This is a genomic window from Pseudomonas sp. LAIL14HWK12:I1 (assembly GCF_003202095.1).
Taxonomy (GTDB): domain Bacteria; phylum Pseudomonadota; class Gammaproteobacteria; order Pseudomonadales; family Pseudomonadaceae; genus Aquipseudomonas; species Aquipseudomonas monteilii.
Genome location: NZ_QJKG01000014.1, coordinates 1 through 20,463 on the forward strand (window position 1 = coordinate 1; position 20,463 = coordinate 20,463).

The window sequence follows — 20,463 nt, forward strand, 5'->3', positions numbered from 1 at the left end:
GTCGAGCGATTGCAGGACTTCGGCGGTGATCAGGTCGAGGCGGTAGCTGTAGTAGCTGTAGGCGCAGACCATGGCGATGGCCGAGAGCACCAGTGGGCTCCACCAGGGCCACTCCCAACGCCGCCCGCGGTAGGGGCGATGGACGACGTTGGCGTAGGGGTCGCAGACGTCTTCGGGGATGGGGCCGCGCAGTTCGCGGATGACCTTGTGCATGCGCGAGATCAGGGCCTTGATGATGTCGTCGCACCTGGGGTCGAGGGCGTGCTTGCCGCGCAGGCCCAGGCAAATGCTGAAGTACAGGAACTCCAGTACATCCTGGAATTCCTTGGGCGACTGCATGACGCGCTCGAGCAGCACGAAGATTTTTTCACCGCCCTGGGATTCGTCATGGAAGATGCTGAGCAGCGGTTCGTGGCTCCAGCACGAATTGTTGCCCCACGGGCGGCTCATGACGGCCTCGTCCAGGAACAGGCACAGGGCGTAGGAGTAGGCTTCCTGCTGGGCAACGGGGTAGCCGTGCTGCCGGATTTCTTCGCGGATGTTACTGACCTGGTTTTGCACGGCCTTGTGCACGTAGGCGATGTTGGGCAGGTCATCCAGCGTACGCAGGCGAATGACCAGGCCGAACAGCGGGGTTGCCGCATCGAGCATCAGGTTTTTGAAGCCGCCACGTAGCTGGAACTGCGGGTCGGCGGGGTAACCTTCGTAATCCGGGTGATCGGCTCGCCTTCCCTCGTCGGCCGGGTAAGGCGAACCGCTTTCCTGCGGGCCATCGAGCATCCCGTGCAGGGTGTTTTCGGTTACATCACGGGCATCGGCAGCGCCCCCAGGTTGTACCGGAGGAATATCGAGTGGGCCGGGCATGAAGTGGTCCTTGTCTTCCAGCAGGCTGAAGACAGGCACACTATCGGGGAATCAATTCTTCAAGGAGTCTGGGGCTTCCTAAACGGTTGTAGGATCCTTCTCTTCGTCTAGTTTCTAAACATTTCCGAAGAGCCTGGCCAGGCAAGCCAGCTTCTTCTTGTACGAACGCCGCGCCTCCAGCGCCTGGTCCAAGGTCACCGCCAAGAACCGTGCCTGCTGGTTGGGCTGCATCTGGCCGATCAGGTCCAGGTCGGCGCTGATCACTGTTCCGATCATGGCGTAGCCGCCACCCGACACGGCATCGCGGTGCAGGATGATCGGTTCCAACCCTGCCGGCACCTGGATCGAGCCGATCGGGTAGCAGCTGTCGACGATGTTCGACGGATCCGACCCCGCACCGAACGGTTGTTCCCGTGGCTGAAAGCTCAAGGCACTGCCGCCTTTGTAGCGATAGCCGATACGGTCCGCTTCGGAGCCGACGGTCCAGGCTTCAGTGAAGAAGCTCTGCGCTGCTGCTTCGGTAAGGCGGTGAAAGTACAGCCCCGGCACCACACGCAACACCACTTCGCCGCCCAAGGCCTGGCGCAGGGCCATGGGCAGGCTTGCACCCGCGCGGGTCTTGCCGCTGGGCATGCCGACCGGCAGCAGGTCGCCCGCCATCAGTTTGCGCCCCTGGAAGCCGCCCAACGCTCCCAACGCGTAGGTGGAACGGCTACCCAGTACCTCGGGCACATCGATGCCACCGGCCACCGCCAGGTAAGCCCGCGCGCCTGCGGTGGGAAAGCCGAAACGCAACACTTGCCCGGCACGTACGGCAAACGCCGTGTCCGGGCGCTGCTCGCGGCCATCGAGCAACGCTGGCATCTGCGCACCGCATACGGCCACCAGTGCGTCCTGCTGGAACGCCAGTTCCGGCCCCACCAGCGCGCACTCCAGGCCTGCGGCGCCGGCCGGGTTGCCCACCAGGTGGTTGGCCGCACTCAGGGCGTACTGGTCGAGGGCGCCTGACGGCGGGATACCCAAGTGGTAGTAGCCTTCGCGCCCCAAGTCCTGCACAGACGTCGCCAAGCCCGGTTTGAGGACCTTGATCATGCCAATACCTCCTGCAGCGATTTGGGGTAGCCGACCGGGTCGGCGAGGAAGGCGTCCAGGGAAAACGCCACAGGGCGAATGCGCAGGTCGAAGCGGCCTTCTTCAACATCCGCCACGGCCTGGTCATAGGCACGGCGGTCGATGGGTTTGAATTGCACGATGTCACCCGGACGGAAGAACACCATGTGCGCTTTCAGGTAGTTCAAGGTCTGCTGCGGGTCGTAGATCGGTGCCGGGGTAACGCCGAACATCTGGTAGCCCCCTGCTCCGCGCACCGAGTAGATGCAGCCGAAACAGCCGCCATGGCCCAGGGTGAGCTTGGGTGTGTCGGTACGCGGGCGCAGGTACTTGGGCACCTGCAACTGCCGGTCGCGCTCGACCATCTGGAACATGAAAGGCAAGCCGGCAACGAAGCCGACCATCGACACGAACCACGGCGCGCCGCTGTGCGCGGCGATGAATGCCTCGACATCGGCCAGGCCATTGATACGTGCCGCGTACTCCAGGTCGGTGCTGGCCGGGTCTTGATGACGGTCACGAAAGCGCATCAGGGTTTCGTGGGTCCAGGGGTCGTTGTACAGCACCGGGATCTCGATGATTCGCGTCTGCAACGAACGCTCGGCCACGGCCTGCGCTTCGGCACCGCGCACGGCTTCAAGCAGTGCATCGGGGGCGATACGGTCCGGGTCGAAGCGGATCTGGAACGAGGCGTTGGCCAGGCACACGTCCAGCACGCCCTCCAGGGCCAGGCGCTCTACGGCGCGGGTGACGGCCATGCCCTTGAAGAAGGCTTCCAGCGACATGCTGTCGCTGACTTCGGCAAACAGGTGCTCGTCGGCGCCGAAACTGTAGCGGATCGGGGTTGTAGCAAGCGATTCGGCCATGACTGTTCCTTTTTTGGAATCTTTATAGAAAGGCAGGCGAAAACAACCTATACGGGCTCCGGCTTGTGCCTGCCGGATGCCTCATGGGCTCAACGTGGCGCACGCACCACGATACCGGCTGCGTCCAGCGCCTTGCGCGTGGCTTCTACCAGGTCGAGCGCGCCGGGGGTATCGCTGTGCAGGCAGATGGAGTCGAACGCGATGGCCAGGTCCTGGCCTTCTACCGTACGTACCACGCCTTGCTGGCAAGCACGCAGTACCCGCTCTGCAACCGCCGTGGGGTCGTAGCCACGCACATTGCGGGTAAAGACGATAGAGCCGCTCAGGTCGTACTCGCGGTCGGCGTAGAACTCGCGGACCACCGGTTGGCCAAGGTCCTGGGCAATACGGCAGATCACCGAGCCCGGCATGCAGTACAGCAACAGCTCTGGCTCGATCACCCGCAGGTTTTCCACCAGCAGGCGCGCGGCTTCTTCGTCGCGCGCCAGGTGCATGTACAGCGCACCGTGCGGCTTTATGTGCTGCAGGCGCACACCTTGTGCACGGGCAATTTCTCGCAGTGCACCCAGTTGGTAAAGCATGTCGTCGACCAGCTCCTGGGCCGGGGCATTGATATGCCGGCGGCCAAAGCCCACCAGGTCTCGGAAACCCGGGTGGGCGCCCACTGCAACGCCCAACGCCTTGGCCCGCTCTACGGTGCGGCGCATGGTGCCAGGGTCGCCGGCATGGAAACCCGTGGCGATGTTCGCCGTGCTGATATGGCCCATCAGCTCGTTGTCGACGCCATCGCCAATGGTCCACGGGCCAAACCCCTCTCCCATGTCCGAGTTGAAATCCACCACCTGCATGACTGTTTCTCCTGGCGCTTGTGACTGCATGCAAGCCACGTTAGATTCTCCACACCCCCTTGGGAAGATCTATAAACAGATAGGGTGTCTTCTGAAAATCAGATACCACAGGAGCCAACCGTGTCACTGACCCTGCGCCAGGTCCGCTATTTTGTCGCAACCGCCGAAATCGGCCAGATTTCCCAGGCAGCGATCCACCTGAATATCTCCCAGTCGGCGGTAACCACGGCCATCAAGGAACTGGAAGCCATGCTTGGCGTGCTGCTGTTCCAGCGCTCGGCTCAGGGCATGAACCTGACCGAGGCTGGTCGGCACTTTCTAAACCGCGCCTATGTGATTCTGCGCAGTGTCGATGACGCGTTGAACAGCCCGCTGCCGAACGTGCGTGCAAGCGGCCTGCTGCGCCTGGCGGCAAGCTACACCGTGATTGGATACTTCCTGCCTCACCACCTGCAGCGCCTTGAACACTGGCACCCGGACGTTACCCTGGAGCTGTACGAGCAAGAGCGCAGTGCCATCGAGCAAGGCTTGCTGGAGGGGCGTTTCGACATGGCGGTAGTGCTCACCGCCAACCTCACCCACCCCGATATCGTCTCCGAGACGCTGTTCAACTCCGAGCGCCGGCTATGGCTGCCCGGCCACCATCCGCTGTGCGAGCGCTCGTCGGTAAGCCTGGCCGACGTGGCCTGTGAGCCGTTCATTCTGCTGACCGTGGACGAAGCCGAGCAAAGCGCCATGCGCTACTGGGAACACGCCGGGCAGCGCCCAAGCGTGCGGGTGCGGACCAGTTCGGTGGAAGCTGTGCGCAGCATGGTTGCCAATGGCAGTGGCGTGGCGATCCTGTCAGACCTGGTACACCGGCCCTGGTCGCTGGAGGGCAAACGCATCGAGACAGTGACCATCAGCGACCCGGTTACGCTGATGAGCGTGGGGTTGGCCTGGCACCGGGAGCGAGCGTTCAGCCCGGCGATGCAGGCCGTGCGTAACTACTTTCATGATGCTTTTCTGGCGCCGCAGCAGTTGTCGGCGCGGCGTTGATCGTCAGCTGCAGCGGCACCTGAAACAGCTCCCAGCCGAACGATCAGGCAACGATGCCGTCATAACCTGAGCCGGTGCCGACACGCAAAGAGGACGCGAAATGACCCAGCCCGACCCGTCATACGTCAAATGGCTCGAAGACCGCGCCATGCTCAAGGCCTCCCAAGCGCGCGCCAGCCTGTATTCAGGCCAGTCCCGGTTGTGGCAGCAGCCGTACGCCGAAGCCCAGCCCCGCCGCGCCACCGAAATCGCCTCGGTGTGGCTGACGGTATACCCCGACGCCATCATCGCCCCGCCAGGCTGCTCGGTGCTCGGCGCCCTGGCCCACGAAGCGTTGTGGAAGCGCTTGTCGGATATCGGCATCCAGGGCCTGCACACCGGTCCGATCAAGTTGTCCGGCGGTATTCGCGGTCGCGAACTCACCCCCAGCGTGGACGGCAACTTCGACCGCATCAGCTTCGACATCGACCCTCTGTACGGCAGTGAGCAGGAACTGATCCAGATGAGCCGCATGGCCGCGGCGCACAACGCAGTGACCATCGACGACCTGATCCCCTCACACACCGGCAAGGGTGCTGACTTCCGCTTGGCAGAACTGGCACATGGGCCGTACCCGGGGCTGTACCACATGGTCGAAATACGCGAGGAAGACTGGCCGCTGTTGCCGCAAGTGCCCGCCGGCCGTGACGCGGTCAACCTGCTGCCGGCCCAGTGCGATGAGCTCAAGGCCCGCCATTACATCGTCGGCCAACTGCAACGTGTCATCTTCTTCGAGCCAGGAGTGAAGGAAACCGACTGGAGCGCTACACCACCGGTTACCGGCGTGGACGGCAAGACGCGGCGCTGGGTATACCTGCACTATTTCAAGGAAGGCCAGCCGTCTCTGAACTGGCTGGACCCGACCTTCGCCGCCCAGCAAATGATCATTGGCGATGCCCTGCACGCCCTGGACTGCCTGGGCGCCCGTGGCCTGCGCCTGGACGCCAACGGCTTTCTCGGCGTGGAAACACGGGCCAGCGACACCGCCTGGTCGGAAAGCCACCCCCTGTCGATTGTCGGCAATCAGCTGATCGGCGGTATGATCCGCAAAGCCGGCGGTTTCAGCTTCCAGGAGCTTAACCTCACCCTGGACGACATCGCACAGATGTCCAAGGGCGGCGCCGACCTGTCCTACGATTTCATTACCCGGCCGGCCTACCAGCATGCACTGCTGACCGGCGACACTGCATTCCTGCGCCTGATGCTCAAGGAAATGCACGCCTTCGGCATCGACCCGGCTTCGCTGATCCATGCCCTGCAAAACCATGACGAGCTGACCGTGGAACTGGTGCATTTCTGGACCCTGCACGCCCATGACATGTACCTGTACAAGGGCCAGACGCTGCCCGGCAGCATCCTGCGCGAACACATCCGTGAAGAGATTTACGAACGACTATCGGGCGAGCACGCGCCGTACAACCTGCGCTTCGTCACCAACGGCATCGCCTGCACCACGGCCAGCCTGATCGCCGCAGCACTGGGCCTGCGCGACCTGGAGCAGATCGGCACGGCAGAAATCGAACAGATCCAGAAGGTGCACCTGCTACTGGTCATGTACAACGCCATGCAGCCGGGGGTGGTCGCGTTGTCTGGCTGGGACCTGGTCGGTGCCCTGCCCTTGCCTGCCGACGCGGTGGCCGAGCGCATGCTCGATGGCGACACCCGCTGGATTCACCGGGGCGGTTACGACCTGGCCGGGCTGGACACGCAGGCCGAGCAATCGGTGCGCGGCATGCCCCGTGCACGCGCCCTGTACGGAAGCCTGGACAGCCAGCTGGAAAACAGCGACTCGTTTGCCTGCAAGGTGAAGAAACTGCTGGCCGTACGCCAGGCCTATGGCATCGCCACCAGCCGCCAGGTGCTGGTGCCTGAAGTCAGCAGCCCGGGGTTGCTGGTGATGGTGCACGAACTGCCGGCCGGGCGGGGTATCCAGATCAGCGCGTTGAACTTCTGCCAGGACGTGATTACGGAAGAACTGCAACTGACCGGGTTCACGCCGGGGCCGGTGGTGGACATGATCAACGAGACGGTTGAAGGCGACCTGACCGAGGATGGGCGCCTGATGGTGAACCTGGACCCGTACGAGGCACTGTGCCTGCGGATCGTCAACAGCAGCGGGCATTTGTAAACCCGCGCAGAGGCCGACCTTGATTTTGCAGCACCAGAGGCATAGCGTTCGGGTGATTTCTTTTTGTGCCCAGGAGCAACTCCATGTACACCGGCATCGTCCAGGCCGTCCGCCCTCTGCTTGATGTGACCACCTACCCGGGCCACAACCAGTTCACCATCGACCTCACCCCGGAACTGCTCGACGAACTGAAGATCGGCGCCAGCGTCAGTGTCGAGGGCACTTGCCTGTCGGTCACCGAAATTCACGGTACGCAGGTCAGGTTCGACGCCATGAACGCCACCCTGGAACGTACCAACCTACGCAATTTCAAGGCCGGCCAAGGCGTCAACATCGAACGCTCGGCAAAAATGAACGCCGAAGTCGGCGGCCACCTGATGGCCGGCCACATCGCCACCACTGCGGAAATCGTCGAGCTGTCCATCAAGGAAACCGGTGCATTCATCACGTTTCGCATGCCGCCGGAATGGGGCAAGTATGTGTTCCCGCGTGGCTTCATCGGGGTCAACGGCTGCAGCCTGACCGTTGCCGATGTCGACGACAATGTCATCACCATCAACCTGATCCCGGAAACCCTGCGCCAGACCACCTTCGCCCGCTACAAGGCCGGCGAGCTGCTCAATATCGAGGTCGATCACCAGACCATGGTGCTGGTCGACGTGGTGGAGCGCACCATCAAAGGCACCCTGGCCCGCGAAAAACTGCTGCCCTGAGGTCTGCGCATGCTGCCCAATACCCTTCCCGCGCGCACGGCCAGGCGGCTGCGGCTGCAAACCCTGCGTGGTCGTGTCGGCCTCGGCCTGGTCGCCGCCCTGTCGGTGCTGGCTGGCATGACCGATGCCATTGGCCTGCTGGCGCTGGGTGACTTCGTGTCGTTCATGAGCGGCAACACCACGCGCCTGGCGGTGGCCATCAGTGAAGCCGACCTGGCCCTGGTGCTGCGCCTGAGTGGCGCGGTATTGGGCTTTGTCGCCGGCAACGCGCTGGGCGTACTGCTGGCGCGCGGCTTTCACCGCCGGGCCTGGCCCGTGTTGCTGGTGGTCGCCGCACTGCTGGCGTTCGCGGCCGTGTGGCCGTTGGCAGCCACCTTCCCGGCATTACTGGCCGCCACACTGGCGATGGGCATGATCAATGCCGTGGTCGAACAGGTGAACGGCCTGCCCATCGGCCTGACCTACGTTACTGGCGCCCTGTCCCGTTTCGGCCGTGGCCTGGGGCGCTGGCTGCTGGGCGAGCGGCGTAACGGCTGGCGGGTGCAACTGGTGCCTTGGGCCGGCATGCTGTCGGGGGCCGCGCTCGGCGCTTGGTTGCAACAACACCTGGGCCTGCAGGCACTGGCCGGCAGCTGCGCGCTGGCGTGTGTGCTGGCCCTGGTATCGCGGTTCATCCCGCGCGCCTGGCAGCGCGGCTACATGCCACGCTGATCAGTCGATGCGCGGGTGCTGCTGAGCCAGCACCTTGCGTTTCGCTTCCAGCTCGGCGATCTGCGCGTCGATGTCTTCGATTTTCTGCTCGATGTTGTCGTGGTGCTCCTGCAGCAATTCACGCGCTTCCTCGATGTCCGATGCCGCCGGTGCCGCACCGCGCAGCGGCTTGTTGGCGGTTTCCTTCATGGTCAGGCCAGTGACAAGGCCCACGGCGGCAATCGCCATCAGGTAATAAGCCGGCATGTACAGGTTGCCGGTGCTCTCTACCAGCCAGGCAGTGAGCGTCGGGGTAAGGCCGGCGATCAGTACCGATATGTTGAAGGCACTGGCCAGAGCGCTGTAGCGGATGTGCGTGGGGAACATCGCCGGCAGCGTCGAGGCCATTACGCCGATGAAGAAGTTGAGCATGACGGCGATGATCAGCAACCCGGCGAAAATCACCGCCAGCTCACCGCTGTTGATCAGCATGAACGCCGGAATGGCCAAAGCGAACAGGCCGACGCTGCCGACGATGATGAATGGCCGGCGGCCAAACTTGTCGCTGAGCAGGCCGATCATCGGTTGCACGAACAGCATGCCGACCATGATCGCGATGATGATCAGCACGCCGTGGTCTTCGCTGTAATGCAGGTTGTGCGACAGGTAGCTGGGCATGTAGGTGAGCAGCATGTAGTAGGTGACGTTGGTGGCAATCACCACACCAATGCACGTCACCAGGCTGCGCCAATGCTGGGTGGCCACTTCCTTGAACGACACCTTGGGCCCGGAGGCCAGCCCTTCGCGGTCGCCCTGCTCCAGCTTGTCGACATGCTGCTGGAACGCGGGTGTTTCTTCCAGCGCATGGCGCAGGTACAGGCCGATGATTCCCAACGGCAGGGCCAGGAAGAACGGCAGGCGCCAGCCCCACTCCAGAAACTTTTCCTCGCCGAGAACGGTAGAAATCAGCACCACCACGCCTGCACCTAGCACAAAACCGGCAATGGAGCCGAAGTCCAGCCAGCTACCGAGAAAGCCCCGCTTGCGGTCGGGAGCGTATTCGGCGACGAAAATCGACGCCCCCGTGTACTCGCCGCCCACCGAGAACCCTTGGGCCATCTTGGCCAGCAGCAACAGAATCGGCGCCCAGATGCCGATGCTGGCATAGGACGGTATCAGGCCGATAGCGAAGGTGCTGAGCGACATGATCACGATGGTCGCGGCGAGGATTTTCTGCCGGCCGAAGCGGTCGCCCAAGGCGCCGAAAAAAAGCCCGCCCAGTGGCCGGATCAGGAACGGCACCGAGAAGGTGGCCAGCGCCGCGATCATCTGCACGCCGGGGTCGGCGTTGGGGAAAAACACCTTGCCCAATGCGTAGGCGACGAAGCCATAAACGCCGAAGTCGAACCACTCCATGGCATTGCCCAGTGCCGCCGCAGTGATCGCCTTTTTCATCTTGGCGTCGTCGACGATGGTGATGTCCTTGAGGCCGATTGGCTGGACGCTTTTCTTGCGAGGTTTCATGCCCGTATCCCTGTCGATGAATGCTCTAAGGGTTCAGATACAACGGGACACTAAATAATTCAGCGCTTACCGATTTTTTGTGAATCGGCTTGCTGGCCTCTTCGCGGCTGAAGCCGCTCCCCCAGGGGTATTACACAGCTTCAGGGCACAGGTGAACAGAGGCGCCGCAAAGCGGCGCCCTATCAATCAGATACCTTCGCGGGCCAGGTCCATGGCGAAGTAGGTCAGGATCAGGTCGGCACCGGCACGCTTGATGGCGCCAATGCTTTCACGCACCACCCGGCCTTCATCGATGGCACCGGCCAGGCCGCCGAACTTGATCATCGCGTACTCGCCGCTCACCTGATACGCCGCCAGCGGCAGGCGCGACGCGGCGCGGATGTCGGCGATCACGTCCAGGTAGGCGCCAGCCGGCTTGACCATCAGCACGTCTGCCCCTTCCTGCTCATCCAGCAGCGACTCGCGCACCGCTTCGCGGCGGTTCATCGGGTTCATCTGGTAGCTCTTGCGGTCGCCCTTCAGCGCGGTACCACCGGCTTCACGGAACGGGCCATACAGCGACGAGGCGAACTTGGTCGAATAGGCCATGATCGCCGTGTCATGGAAACCGGCGCCATCCAGCGCGCTGCGGATAGCCTGTACCTGGCCGTCCATTGCCGCCGACGGGGCGATGAAGTCGGCACCGGCAGCGGCAGCGATGACCGCCTGCTTGCCCAGATTGGCCAGGGTGGCGTCGTTGTCCACACCGTGGTCGTGCAGCACGCCGCAGTGGCCGTGACTGGTGTATTCGCAGAAGCAGGTGTCGGACATCACCACCATTTCCGGCACGGTGTCTTTGCAGATGCGCGACATGCGCGCAACCAGGCCGTTTTCGTTCCAGGTGTCGCTGCCAACAGCGTCCAGGTTGTGCGATACGCCAAAGGTCATCACCGACTTGATGCCGGCACGGGCGTAGCGCTCGATTTCCTGGGCCAGCAGCTTTTCGGGGATGCGATTGACACCGGGCATGCTGGTGATCGGCACGAAGTCATCGATGCCCTCTTCGACAAAGATCGGCAGGATCAGGTCTTCCAGGCGGAATTCGGTTTCCTGGAAGATCGTGCGCAGGGACTCGTTCTGGCGCAGGCGGCGGGGACGAACGGACGGGAATTGGTTGGACATGACAGCTCCAGGGCATTTTGAACGGCGTATACCTTATGCCTGTGGCGCGCCAGTGAAAAGGACAAATGACGAGATATTGTCTTGCGTCAAAAGCAATGGCTGTTTTGCGCCCTGGTTATCCTGTACCGGCCTCTTCGCGGGCACGCCCGCGAAGAGGCCGGTACAGGCAACCTATTACTGAAGCCAGGGCGGCGTCGGCTCTTCTGCCTTGGCCGGCCCATGCTCGGCCTCAGCGCGCGCGGCACGGCGGCGGGCGTCATCCATGCGGGCTGAATCGATCTCGCGCATGACCCCCGTCACGTCAGCTTCATGTTCGTCATCCTCGAACACCCCAGACAAAGGGCTGTCGGGAAGCAAGTCACCGGCCTCGTACAGCGCCCACATTTCCTGCGCATACCGGGTGCTTTTCAGCTCCGGCGCAAAACGCCCGAAATAGTGGGCCATGTTGTCAACATCGCGCTGCAGCATGTTGAAGGCATGGTTGTTGGCCGCCGCATCCACCGCCTGCGGCAAGTCGATAATCACCGGCCCGTCCGGGCCCAGCAACACGTTGAACTCCGACAGGTCGCCATGCACCAGCCCGGCACACAGCATCAACACGATCTGACGAATGACAAAGGCATGGAACGTGCGGGCATCCTCGGCTTCAAGGTGCACGTCGTTCAACCTTGGTGCGGCGTCGCCATCGGCATCGGTTACCAACTCCATCAACAGCACGCCGTCCTGGAAGTCGTAGGGCTTGGGCACCCTCACGCCCGCGCTGGCAAGGCGGAACAACGCCGCCACTTCGGCGTTCTGCCAAGCGTCTTCGGCTTCCTTGCGGCCGTACTTGCTGCCCTTGGCCATGGCCCGGGCCTGACGGCTGTTGCGCACTTTGCGGCCTTCCTGGTACTCGGCGGCCTGGCGGAAGCTGCGCTTGTTGGCTTCTTTATAGACTTTGGCGCAACGTACCTGGCTGCCACAGCGCACCACGTACACGGCGGCCTCCTTGCCACTCATCAACGGCCGCAGTACTTCGTCGACCAGGCCGTCTTCGATCAGGGGTTCGATTCTTTTGGGTGTCTTCATCAGGCTGTGTTCGGGGTCCTGGCTGCAATGGCGGACATCCTCTCACAGCCTGATGCGACTTGCTCGTCTGTCTTCAGACCAGACGTGTCAGGCGCCCTGCCCTACGCTGTTCACCGGCACTGCGCGTGCCCGGCGCCGCGTGACCAGCAGGCCGGAACACACCACAAGCACCGCCAGCACCATGGTCGACACCACTTCAAGGCGGTGATCCGGCCGGAACAGCATCAGCACCAGTACGCCGCTGATGAACAGGATCACGCCCCAGGTCAGCCACGGGAACAGCCACATGCGGTAACCCAACGTCTTGCCCTGTGCAGTCAAGCGTTGGCGCAGGCGCAGCTGGGAAACGGCGATCACCAGGTACACCAGCAGGGCAATGGCGCCAGAGCTTGCCATGAGGAAGCCGAACACCTTGGCCGGCACCAGGTAATTGGCAATCACCGCCAGGAACGCAGCGCCGGTAGACAGCAGCACCGCTACCACCGGTGTGCCGCTGCGGCTGGTCACCTGGGCGCAAGCCGGTGCATCACCGCGACGGCTCAGCGAATAGACCATGCGTGAGGCGGTGTACAACGACGAGTTAAGGCAGCTGGTCACCGATGTCAGTACCACGAAGTCGATGATGGCCTTGGCATTTGGCACACCCAGGGTATCCAGCACCGTAACGTATGAGCCTTCGGTGGCCAGGCGCGGGTCGGTCCACGGTACCAGTGCAATCACGATGAAGATCGACAGGATGTAGAACAGCGTGATCCGCCAGATCACCGAATTGGTGGCCTTGGAAATGTGCTTGCCCGCCTCGTCAGACTCGGCTGCCGCAATCGTCACCACCTCGGCGCCGAGGAACGAGAACATGGTGATCAGCATGGCGCTGAGCACTGCGCCGAAGCCATTTGGCATGAAACCGCCGGTATCCCACAGGCGCGAGACGCCGCTGACGCCGGAACCCGGCAACAAACCGAAAATAGCGCATACGCCAAGCGCAATGAAGCTGACGATAGCCACCACCTTGACCAGTGCCAGCCAGAACTCGAACTCACCGTAGTTCTTCACGCTGAACAGGTTGGTAGCGGTCAGCAGCAACGTGATGACCAGCGACAATACCCAGATCTCCATTTGCGGGACCCAGGAATTGATGATGGTGGCGGCGATGTTGGCTTCGATCGGGATGATCAGCACCCAGAACCACCAATACAGCCAACCGATGGTGTAGCCGGCCCATTTGCCGATGGCGAGGTCGGCATAGGTGGAAAACGACCCGGTATCCGGCGAGGCAACCGCCATTTCGGCCAGCATGCGCATCACCAGCACGACCAGGCCACCGGCCAGAATATAGGCCAGGATGGTGGCCGGCCCGGCTTCAGCAATGGCACGGCCAGAGCCGACAAACAGGCCTGCACCGATCACGCCGGCAATGGACAGCATGGTGACATGCCGTGATTTCAATCCATGACTCAAATTGTTCTTGTGGGTTTGCATGGCGCTACCTTGTTGTTTTTGTCATGCCCGCGAAGGGGCCGTCGGCTGGCACGATCACCGACGCAGGCGCGAAAAAGCCCGCCCTGCCCCAAATGGTGAGTAGGGCAGTTCGGGTTGAGTAAGAGGAGACCGCAAAACGTATTACGGGTGTGTCAGCTGGCAGCCCGCTGGCTGGCTGCACGATCAGCCTTGGGGAAGTGCCCCCCTTGCAGGCTGACCTGCTCGCACACCTTTTCGACAATGTAGGCGCCGATCGGAATGGCCGAGGTGGCGGCCGGCGACGGCGCATTGCACACGTTGACGCTGCGCGCGGTGTTGACGAACAGGAAGTCGTCGATCAGCTTGCCGTCGCGCGACACCGCCTGGGCGCGTACGCCGGCCGGGTACGGCGTGAGGTCGGCTTTGGTGATGCTCGGGCAGTACTTCTGCACCTGCTTGAGGTAGCCGCCCTTGAACAGCGAGTTTTTCATCTCGATCAGGCCCGGGCGGAAGTTCTTCGCCAGTACCTTGAGAATGCCGGGGGTCGTCAGGGTCTGGAACAGGTCACCAGGGCTGACGTCCGTCTTGCGGTAGCCCTCGCGCTTCATCGCCAGTACGGCGTTGGGGCCGACGGTGACGGTGCCATCGATCATGCGGGTCAGGTGCACGCCCAGGAACGGCATCGAAGGATCAGGAATCGGGTAGATCAGGTGGTTGACGATCTGGTTATGCTGCTTGGGCAGCAAGTAGTACTCGCCACGGAACGGGCAAATCACAAACTCGGTGCGCAGGCCCAGCATGCTCACCACGCGGTCGGCCATCAGGCCCGAGCACGTTACCAGGAAACGGCTGCGGAACTCGTCGCGCTGCGTGCGTACGATCACTTCGCTGGCCTGCTCCTGCAAGCCGACCACCTCGGCGCCATAGCGGATTTCACCACCGGCACGCTGAAACTCAGCCCCCATGGCAGCTGTCACTTGCGCGTAATTGACGATGCCACTGGACGGCACGAAGATGCCACCCATGCCGACGATATTGGGCTCGCGCTCGCGCAGTTCGTCCGCCGACAGCCAATAGCGCTCCAGGCCATTGGCCGCAGTGCGCTCCCACAGCGCCTTCATGCGCTGCATTTCCAGGTCGTTGGTGGCCACCAGCAATTTGCCACACTCATCGAAGCGGATGCCGTGCTGGGTGCAGAAGGCCTTGGTGGCCTTGTTGCCTTCCAGGCAGAAACGCGCCTTGAGGCTGCCGGGGGTGTAATACACGCCGGCATGAATCACACCGCTGTTGTGGCCGGTCTGATGGCGGGCCGGGCCGGACTCCTTCTCCAGCAGGAGAATCTTCGCGTCCGGGTAGACCTTGATCAGGTGCATGGCCGTGGACATACCCACAATGCCACCGCCAATAATGATGAAATCGTACACAGCCTTACCTCACACGCAGGCATTGCCTGGCTGGCTCACCAAGGCCCGCGCGGGCCTTGGTGGCATCGTTTTTTTGCAAAAGCGCATGGGCGGGCGCCCGCCCGGCACCCTTGATTATTGCCCGCGCTGGTACAGCGGTTTTGGGAAGGCGACGTAACCACGCTGACGCATCAGTTCACGGCGCAGGCCCTCGTGCGGGGTGAAGCGGTCGCGGCCATGCAGCCAGAACAGGTTGTTGATCAGCAGGAAGCTCCCTACACCTACCGGTACCGACACCTTCTTCTCGCTGCCTTCCAGCGAGTCGGACAAGGCGTTCAGCCAGATACCTTCCTCGTAGTTTTCCGGCTGCACGAACTGATCAATGTAGCGCATGGTCGGGCGGCCTTCGCCATCGGTGTCGAACACCGAGTGGAACACATCCTCGGCAACCTTTTTGCTGGGTGGCGCGGTCCAGCGCATTTCGCGGCGTGCCATGGGGTGGCGGAAGAATTCCTCGCACTGCTCCCAGTCGTCCAGGTGCAGCAGCAGCGAGTTGCCACCTTCCATGTTCTTTTCGTCGATCTTCAGCATCAGCACGTAGTCGGTGATCTGGTTCACGAAGGTGCCGTCGTTGTGCAGCTCCATGACCCGGTGCGGCTGGCGCAGGTAGCTGTCGGAGTTGTCGCTGTTGACCACCACGAAGCGCGCATAGAACTGCCCACTCATGGCGTCGTAGTTGGAACGGCCGATCAGGTGTGCACAGGCGGTGGTGAACTTGACCATGTCCTCGGCCTGGCTCACGTCATCCAGGCCGATCGGGGTGATCAGCATGCCGCCGGTCGTGCGGTCGAGGATGGTGTTGAGCAGCACCGGACGCAAAGTGCCCTGACACAGCTCATCAAGAATTTCACCTACCCGGAAGCGCAGGAACGACTTGTACTCCAGCGCCTGCACTGGCCATTGGGCGACGGCCTGGACGAACGCTTCGACGGTTTCGCGGGCAAAGGTCAGTTCCAGCAGGCGCGGCGACTGTTTCGAGGGGGCGATGGTGTAACCACGCGGTTCGAGCGGCAGCGGCATCACAAGTTCGTCGATCTGCGTAAAGGCGTTCATGGCAGTGTCCTGGCAAAAAGGTGGTTGGCGCTATCCAGTGATGACCTGGATCAGTGCGGGCGAGCTAAAAATATCGCCACTCAATCAAAATGTCTACATTTTTATTTTTCATAGCTATTAATCGTTATTGTCCATTGTTTTTCGTCCGCAGACGGTTTCGGTATGATCGCCAAAACGTTTTGAGGAACAGGATCTTGGAAGCGCTCGCCCCCCGACAAAACTCAGCATTCAGCGGGTATGAGAGGCTCAAGAAGGACATCATCCGTGGTGTATTCAAGCCCGGTGAAAAACTGTTGATGAGCGCCCTGAAGGAACGCTACGACCTGGGCGTGGGCCCGCTGCGCGAAGCGCTTTCGCAACTGGTGGCCGAACACCTGGTCAACGCCATCAGCCAGAAAGGCTACCGGGTGGCGCCCATGTCGCTGGACGAGATGAACGACATCTACGATGCCCGCGCCAACCTGGAGGCGATGATCATTGCCTTGGCCATCGAGCGCGGTGATGACGCCTGGGAGGCGTCAGTGCTGGCCCATTCGCATACACTGGCCAAGGTCGTGGAAGTAAAAACCCGCGAACAGCGCCTGGATGTGTGGGACGAACGGCACAAGGCGTTTCACACCGCCATTGCCTCGGGCTGCGGTTCCAAGCACCTGCTGCAGGCGCGCACCTACCTGTTCGACCAGGCCGAGCGTTATCGCCACCTGTGGCTGACGCAGACGGTGTTTTCCGAACAGGCGCTGGAGCTCAAGCGCCAGGAGCATGCAGCACTGGTGGAGGTGATTCTCGCCCGCGACGCCAAGCGCGCCAGCGCCATGATGCGCTCGCACCTGATGACTCCGGTGCCGATCATTGCGCAGATCATGCATGCCGAGGGTATCGGCGCACGCTAGATGAATTTTTCTTAAATCGCCGGTTGTCTATTCTTTGGCACAATCAAATCTCTACTAGATGCCCAGGAACCAGCATGCCTCGCGTACTGACCATCGAAGACGACGCCGTCACCGGCCAGGAAATCGTCGCCGAACTTACCAGCCACGGCCTGGACGTGGATTGGGCCGACAATGGCCGTGAAGGCCTGGCCAAAGCCATCGCCGGCGGCTACGACCTGATCACCCTCGATCGCATGCTGCCCGAGGTCGACGGCCTGACCATCGTTACCACCCTGCGCAGCCTCAAGATCGCCACGCCGATCCTGATGATCAGCGCCCTCTCCGACGTCGATGAGCGGGTGCGCGGCCTGCGTGCCGGCGGTGACGACTACCTGACCAAGCCGTTTGCCTCCGACGAGATGGCAGCGCGGGTCGAGGTATTGCTGCGCCGCAACAGCGTGCCCATGACCCAGACCCGCCTGCAGGTCGCCGACCTGCAGCTGGACCTGATCAGCCACGAGGCGCGCCGCGGAGACAACACCCTTAACCTGCTGCCCACCGAGTACAAGCTGCTGGAGTACCTGATGCGCCACAGCGGCCAGGTGATCACGCGGATGATGATTTTCGAGGAAGTCTGGGGCTACCACTTCGACCCAGGCACCAACCTGATCGACGTGCACATCGGCCGCCTGCGCAAGAAAATCGACTCCCCCGGCCAGTCGCCGCTGATCCGTACGGTGCGGGGCTCCGGCTATGCCATTGCTGAACCCGTCTAAAGGCTGGAGTTCTTCGACCAGCCGCCTGCTGGCGCTGTACAGCTTTTTGTTCGTGGCCTGGAGCAGCATCCTCATGGGGGTGCTGTATTTCGAGGTATCCAGCTACCTGAACAAACTTACCCGCCACTCCATGCTGCAACGCCAACACCTGTTCGCGCACATGAGCGGCAAGCAGCTGGATGACGCCCTGATCGCCAGCCAGGCCTTCGAAGAGCGCAGCTTCGACGCCTACGGCCTGTTTGACGCCCAGCTCAACCCGATGGGCGGCAGTGTGCGTACCCTGCCCCCCGAGCTCAGGCTGGACGGCAAGATCCATGAGTTGAAACGCTGCCTGGATGCCGACGACCCACACCTGCCCCGCGACAGCTGCGATGCAGTGGCGATCAAAGTGCAAGATGGCCGCTGGCTCGTACTGTTCCGCGATAACGGCTCACTGTTCGTGGTGACCCGGATCATTCTCGATGCCCTGCTCTGGGGTATCTCCTTGACGCTGATTCCAGGCTTTGCAGGCTGGTATTTGTTGCGCCGTCGGCCGCTAAAGCGTATCCGCGCGATCCAGGCCCAGGCCGAGCTTATCGTCGCGGGTGACCTGACTCACCGCCTGCCCTTGTCGGCCAGGCGCGACGAACTGGACATGCTGGCCGCCATCGTCAACGCCATGCTCGACCGTATCGAGCGGTTGATGCATGAGGTGAAGGGTGTGTGCGACAACATTGCCCATGACCTGCGCACCCCTCTGACTCGCCTGCGCGCCCAGCTGTACCGCATTCGCCAGCAGAGCGATGTGGACTCTGCTCAAGCCGAGGCGCTGGACCAGGCCATTGGCGAAACCGACACCCTGATGGCACGTTTTCGCGGGTTGTTACGCATCAGCGAACTGGAAGACCGCCAGCGCCGCGCCGGGTTCGTTCAGCTGGACCCGCATGACTTGCTGGTCGAACTGCACGACTTTTACCTGCCGTTGGCCGAAGATGGTGGTATCCATCTGGAATTGCACCAGCCCGCGCAGCTGCCGGCTCTGCACGGTGACCGCGAACTGCTGTTCGAGGCACTGGCCAACCTGGTGGGCAATGCTATCAAGTTCACGCCCGAAAGTGGGCAAGTGCGGATTTGCGCGACACAGGACGATAACGGCGTGCACCTAGCCATCGAGGACAGCGGGCCGGGTATTCCCGAGCAAGAGCGTACTGCGGTGTTGAAGCGGTTCTATCGCAGCGATGAAGGCCATCGCCATGCCGGGTTCGGACTGGGGTTGTCGATCGTTGCGGCGATCCTCGACCTGCATGGGTTCGGGCTGGAGATTGGGGAAAGTGAGCTGGGTGGGGCGAAATTGGTATTGCACTGCCCGCTTGCGGGGCTTGGCAAGTGAAAGCCGGGGCCGCTTTGCGGCCCCAGTACGCCGATCAGTCAGCCAGACGCCAGGTAGTGGTGCCCTTTCTGTCCTCCAGCACCACACCCATCGCGGTAAGCTGGTCGCGAATACGGTCCGATTCGGCCCAGTTCTTGTCCGCACGCGCTTGTAGGCGCGCCTGAATCAGGCTTTCAACCTCGGCCGCATCGACCTTGCCTTCGGCGCCCGCTCGCAGGAAGTCATCGGCTTCCAGCTGCAGCACACCCAGCACATCACCCAGCTCGCGCAGGCGACCCGCCAGGCCGGCAGCGGCCTGCGGGTCGCTGTCGCGCAGGCGGTTGATCTCACGCACCAGGTCGAACAGCACGGCGCACGCTTCAGGGGTACCGAAGTCGTCGTTCATCGCCATGCTGAAGCGCTCGACGAACGCTTCGCCACCCTTGGCTGCCACGCGTGGCAAGCCGCGAAGGGCGTGATAGAAGCGCTCCAACGCGCCCTTGGCGTCACGTAGGCTGTCTTCGGAGTAGTTGATCGCGCTGCGGTAGTGGCTGGCCACCAGCAGGTAACGCACCACTTCCGGGTGGTACTTTTCCAGCACGTCACGGATGGTGAAGAAGTTGTTCAACGACTTGGACATCTTCTCGCCATTGATACGGATCATGCCGCAGTGCATCCAGGCGTTGGCGTACTGCTTGCCAGTGGCCGCTTCGCTCTGGGCAATCTCGTTCTCGTGGTGCGGGAACTCCAGGTCGCTGCCACCGCCGTGAATGTCGAAGCTCTCGCCCAGGCAGCACGTGGACATCACCGAGCACTCGATGTGCCAGCCCGGACGGCCCGGGCCCCATGGCGACTCCCAGCTCGGCTCGCCCGGCTTCACGCCCTTCCACAGCACGAAGTCCAGCGGGTCTTGCTTGGCTTCGTCGACCTCGATGCGCGCGCCGATGCGCAGGTCTTCGATTTTCTTGCGCGACAGCTTGCCGTAACCGACGAACTTGCCGACGCGGTAGTACACGTCGCCATTGCCCGGGGCGTAGGCGTAACCCTTGTCGATCAGGGTCTGGATCATCGCGTGCATGCCGGCGATGTGGTCGGTGGCACGCGGTTCCTGGTCTGGCGGCAGGATGTTCAGGCGACGCTCGTCTTCGTGCATCGCATCGATCATGCGGGCGGTCAAGGCGTCGAAGGTTTCGCCGTTCTCGTTGGCCCGGTTGATGATCTTGTCATCGATGTCGGTGATGTTGCGCACGTAGGTCAGGTCGTAACCGCTCTTGCGCAGCCAGCGGGTGACCAGGTCGAAGGCCACCATGCTGCGGCCATGGCCCAGGTGGCAGTAGTCGTACACGGTCATGCCGCACACGTACATGCGCACCTTGTTGCCATCCAGCGGCTTGAAGGTTTCCTTCGCTTTGCTCAGGGTGTTGTAGATGGTAAGCACGGCGTTTCC

General features: G+C 62.3%; 18 protein-coding genes. 7 read left to right on the forward strand and 11 right to left on the reverse strand.

From position 1 onward, the window contains the following. The 4 genes from icmH to D906_RS25430 form a co-directional block, all read right to left on the reverse strand. Positions 1 to 864: type IVB secretion system protein IcmH/DotU (gene icmH, locus D906_RS25415; protein WP_033694760.1), on the reverse strand; the 864-nt coding region annotated here is incomplete at its 3' end. A 114-nt stretch (positions 865 to 978) separates the two neighbouring features. Beyond that, positions 979 to 1,956, reverse strand: coding sequence for a biotin-dependent carboxyltransferase family protein (locus D906_RS25420; RefSeq protein ID WP_019097135.1), 978 nt, complete (start codon positions 1,954 to 1,956; stop codon positions 979 to 981). Next, on the reverse strand, positions 1,953 to 2,840 hold the full coding sequence (locus D906_RS25425; RefSeq protein WP_019097134.1) for an allophanate hydrolase subunit 1: 888 nt from the start codon (positions 2,838 to 2,840) through the stop codon (positions 1,953 to 1,955). Before D906_RS25425 ends, D906_RS25420 begins: the two co-directional genes overlap by 4 nt. Positions 2,841 to 2,929: 89 nt before the next feature. After that, positions 2,930 to 3,688 (reverse strand): 5-oxoprolinase subunit PxpA, encoded by a 759-nt coding sequence (locus D906_RS25430; RefSeq protein WP_019097133.1) that lies wholly within the window; start codon positions 3,686 to 3,688, stop codon positions 2,930 to 2,932. A 120-nt stretch (positions 3,689 to 3,808) separates the two neighbouring features. Between D906_RS25430 and D906_RS25435 the strand changes: the two genes are divergently transcribed. The 4 genes from D906_RS25435 (at position 3,809) to D906_RS25450 (ending at position 8,317) form a co-directional block, all read left to right on the forward strand. Continuing rightward, positions 3,809 to 4,726, forward strand: a complete 918-nt coding sequence (locus D906_RS25435) for a LysR family transcriptional regulator (protein ID WP_027615816.1) — start codon at positions 3,809 to 3,811, stop codon at positions 4,724 to 4,726. A 100-nt stretch (positions 4,727 to 4,826) separates the two neighbouring features. Further along, entirely contained in the window at positions 4,827 to 6,893 is a 2,067-nt protein-coding gene (gene treS / locus D906_RS25440; protein ID WP_027615817.1) for a maltose alpha-D-glucosyltransferase, read from the forward strand. A gap of 83 nt (positions 6,894 to 6,976) precedes the next feature. Next, on the forward strand, positions 6,977 to 7,606 hold the full coding sequence (locus D906_RS25445) for a riboflavin synthase (protein WP_019097130.1): 630 nt from the start codon (positions 6,977 to 6,979) through the stop codon (positions 7,604 to 7,606). Positions 7,607 to 7,615: 9 nt separating this feature from the next. After that, positions 7,616 to 8,317 carry a YoaK family protein gene (locus D906_RS25450; protein ID WP_016714097.1) on the forward strand — a complete coding sequence of 234 codons (702 nt, stop codon included), beginning with the start codon at positions 7,616 to 7,618 and terminating at the stop codon, positions 8,315 to 8,317. On the opposite strand, the gene proP is transcribed toward D906_RS25450, so the two are convergent. The 6 genes from proP to glaH all read right to left on the reverse strand — a co-directional run bounded on the left by proP (position 8,318) and on the right by glaH (position 16,023). Continuing rightward, positions 8,318 to 9,820, reverse strand: a complete 1,503-nt coding sequence (proP, locus tag D906_RS25455; protein WP_019097039.1) for a glycine betaine/L-proline transporter ProP — start codon at positions 9,818 to 9,820, stop codon at positions 8,318 to 8,320. It lies immediately after the preceding gene. A 186-nt stretch (positions 9,821 to 10,006) separates the two neighbouring features. Next, positions 10,007 to 10,981: a porphobilinogen synthase gene (hemB, locus tag D906_RS25460; protein WP_013972900.1), complete on the reverse strand. Its 975-nt coding sequence runs from the start codon at positions 10,979 to 10,981 to the stop codon at positions 10,007 to 10,009. Between the two features lie 174 nt (positions 10,982 to 11,155). Further along, positions 11,156 to 12,049 (reverse strand): PA4780 family RIO1-like protein kinase, encoded by an 894-nt coding sequence (locus D906_RS25465; RefSeq protein ID WP_025754847.1) that lies wholly within the window; start codon positions 12,047 to 12,049, stop codon positions 11,156 to 11,158. Between the two features lie 87 nt (positions 12,050 to 12,136). Next, positions 12,137 to 13,528 (reverse strand): GABA permease, encoded by a 1,392-nt coding sequence (gabP, locus tag D906_RS25470; RefSeq protein ID WP_019097041.1) that lies wholly within the window; start codon positions 13,526 to 13,528, stop codon positions 12,137 to 12,139. A 152-nt stretch (positions 13,529 to 13,680) separates the two neighbouring features. Beyond that, positions 13,681 to 14,931, reverse strand: a complete 1,251-nt coding sequence (gene lhgO / locus D906_RS25475) for an L-2-hydroxyglutarate oxidase (protein ID WP_016714101.1) — start codon at positions 14,929 to 14,931, stop codon at positions 13,681 to 13,683. 114 nt (positions 14,932 to 15,045) lie between these two features. Continuing rightward, on the reverse strand, positions 15,046 to 16,023 hold the full coding sequence (glaH, locus tag D906_RS25480) for a glutarate dioxygenase GlaH (protein WP_016714102.1): 978 nt from the start codon (positions 16,021 to 16,023) through the stop codon (positions 15,046 to 15,048). 194 nt (positions 16,024 to 16,217) lie between these two features. Here glaH and csiR point away from each other — a divergent pair, with 194 nt between their 5' ends. The 3 genes from csiR (at position 16,218) to D906_RS25495 (ending at position 19,037) form a co-directional block, all read left to right on the forward strand. After that, positions 16,218 to 16,913 carry a DNA-binding transcriptional regulator CsiR gene (csiR, locus tag D906_RS25485; protein ID WP_012272506.1) on the forward strand — a complete coding sequence of 232 codons (696 nt, stop codon included), beginning with the start codon at positions 16,218 to 16,220 and terminating at the stop codon, positions 16,911 to 16,913. Positions 16,914 to 16,987: 74 nt separating this feature from the next. Then, positions 16,988 to 17,668 carry a response regulator transcription factor gene (locus D906_RS25490; protein ID WP_016714103.1) on the forward strand — a complete coding sequence of 227 codons (681 nt, stop codon included), beginning with the start codon at positions 16,988 to 16,990 and terminating at the stop codon, positions 17,666 to 17,668. Beyond that, positions 17,646 to 19,037 (forward strand): HAMP domain-containing sensor histidine kinase, encoded by a 1,392-nt coding sequence (locus D906_RS25495; protein WP_019097042.1) that lies wholly within the window; start codon positions 17,646 to 17,648, stop codon positions 19,035 to 19,037. The genes D906_RS25490 and D906_RS25495 overlap by 23 nt, the downstream gene beginning before the upstream one ends. Positions 19,038 to 19,071: 34 nt before the next feature. Here D906_RS25495 and cysS read toward each other — a convergent pair whose 3' ends face one another. Then, positions 19,072 to 20,454 (reverse strand): cysteine--tRNA ligase, encoded by a 1,383-nt coding sequence (cysS, locus tag D906_RS25500; protein ID WP_027615818.1) that lies wholly within the window; start codon positions 20,452 to 20,454, stop codon positions 19,072 to 19,074. Positions 20,455 to 20,463 lie beyond the last annotated feature (9 nt).